The organism is Citrobacter sp. wls827 (assembly GCF_005280875.1).
Classification (GTDB): Bacteria; Pseudomonadota; Gammaproteobacteria; order Enterobacterales; family Enterobacteriaceae; genus Citrobacter; species Citrobacter youngae.
In genome coordinates, this window is record NZ_SZWR01000009.1 from 1 (window position 1) to 2067 (window position 2067).

Below are 2067 nucleotides of genomic sequence, written 5' to 3' on the forward strand. Positions count from 1 at the left end.
CCGTCCGTCCCGTCACGCTAAATCCCATCTTCTTATAGAATCCAACTGCCTGTTTATTCTGTTCATTAACGTTGGTCGTTAGCGTTGAAGTCATTGATAAAGCATGTTCAATCAGTAACTTACCAACGCCGCGACCACGTGCATCCGGGTCGACGAACAGGGCATCCATATGCTGATCGGTCAGGAGCATAAAGGCGACAGGCTCATCTTGTGCTGTCACTGCAACCCATAGCGGAGCTTCTGGTAAAAATGAACGTACCAGTTCTTCCAGCTCAAGGCGATAATCCGGTGAGAGGAAATGGTGCGTCGCATCGACTGAACGACACCAGATAGATACGAGTTTATCGCCTTCGTCCTTACGCGAACGACGAATGGTAAGGGACATAGCATTCTCCTTTTTTCTTTGCTGCACTATTCTACAGCAAGTGGCCGTGAAACTTTCTCAACTTGAGGATGCAGACTCGACATTCGCATGATTCCTGGGTATCTTCAGCTATCTGGATGTCTAAACGTTTAAACGTATGTAGTGAGGTTATCAGGTTATGCCAATTCGCGTGCAGGACGAGCTACCCGCCGTCAATTTCTTGCGTGAGGAAAACGTCTTTGTGATGACGACATCCCGCGCTTCCGGTCAGGAAATCCGACCACTGAAGGTGCTCATCCTCAACCTGATGCCCAAGAAGATTGAAACGGAAAACCAGTTCCTGCGCTTACTGTCTAACTCACCGCTACAGGTAGATGTTCAGCTATTGCGCATCGATGCCCGCGAGTCACGTAACACCCCTACGGAGCATCTGAATAACTTTTACTGTAATTTCGAGGATATCTGCGATCAGAACTTTGACGGACTGATCGTGACCGGCGCACCGTTAGGTCTGGTTGAATTTAATGACGTGGCTTACTGGCCGCAGATTCAACAAGTGCTTGAATGGGCGAAAGATCACGTTACCTCGACGCTATTTGTTTGTTGGGCGGTACAGGCCGCGCTGAATATCCTGTACGGAATTCCTAAGCAAACCCGTACGGACAAACTCTCAGGTGTTTATGAGCACCATATTCTTCACCCTCATGCGCTACTGACGCGCGGATTTGATGATGCGTTCCTGGCTCCGCATTCGCGCTATGCCGATTTTCCTGCTGCGCTTATCCGGGACTACACCGATCTCGAGATTTTTGCCGAGACAGAAGAGGGAGATGCCTACCTGTTTGCCAGCAAAGATAAACGTATTGCCTTTGTGACGGGTCATCCGGAGTATGACGCCCATACGCTCGGCAGTGAGTATTTTCGTGACGTCGAAGCGGGCTTAACGCCGGAAGTACCCTATAACTACTTCCCGAAAGATGACCCGCAAAACAAACCGCGGGCAACCTGGCGCAGCCACGGCAATCTGTTGTTTACTAACTGGCTCAACTATTACGTCTATCAGATCACGCCATATGATCTGCGTCACATGAATCCAACGCTGGATTAATCTTCTGTAGCAGACGATCCTTAAGCGTTTCAGCATGTTGAATCAGGCACCTTCGGGTGCCTTTTTTATTTCCGAAACGCACCTCATCATGTAATTAAATTTTATTTATATTGTTATCAATGAGTTAATTGATATTTAAATTAAAAATGGAAATTGTTTTTGATTTTGAAATTTAAATGAGTAGTCTTAGTTGTGCTGAACGAAAACCGCACAACGATCCTTCGTTCGCATTGGGGATGTGATTGGATCAATGACGAGGAACTACGCAATGAATCAACAGGCAACGACAACCGATGAACTGGTCTTCACCAGGCCGCGTGGCGAACAGGAACAGCAGATTCTGACCGCTGAAGCGGTGGAGTTTCTGACTGAACTGGTGACAAGATTTACGCCGAAACGCAATAAACTTCTGGCTGCACGTATCCAACAACAGCAGGATATTGATGACGGTAAGTTGCCTGATTTTATTTCGGAAACAGCTTCCATTCGTGAAGGTAACTGGAAGATTCGCGGTATTCCTGATGATTTACTGGATCGCCGCGTAGAGATCACCGGACCCGTTGAGCGCAAGATGGTCATCAACGCGCTCAACGCG

2 protein-coding genes and 1 pseudogene are annotated in these 2067 nt (G+C 47.8%); 2 read left to right on the plus strand and 1 reads right to left on the minus strand.

The features are described 5' to 3' along the window. Positions 1-385 (minus strand): acetyltransferase (locus FDX03_RS03380; RefSeq protein WP_137345479.1); only part of this gene is annotated, 385 nt, incomplete at its 3' end. Between the two features lie 157 nt (positions 386-542). Between FDX03_RS03380 and metA the strand changes: the two genes are divergently transcribed. Both metA and FDX03_RS03390 read left to right on the plus strand, forming a co-directional pair. Beyond that, entirely contained in the window at positions 543-1472 is a 930-nt protein-coding gene (gene metA, locus FDX03_RS03385; RefSeq protein ID WP_003841431.1) for a homoserine O-succinyltransferase, read from the plus strand. Positions 1473-1740: 268 nt separating this feature from the next. Further along, positions 1741-2067, plus strand: a pseudogene (locus tag FDX03_RS03390) (malate synthase A); the annotation flags it as partial.

What these genes read in the sequence shown, in the direction of transcription:
- metA (WP_003841431.1), top strand. Translation starts at nt 543, where the DNA reads ATGCCAATTCGCGTGCAGGACGAGCTACCCGCCGTCAATTTCTTGCGT.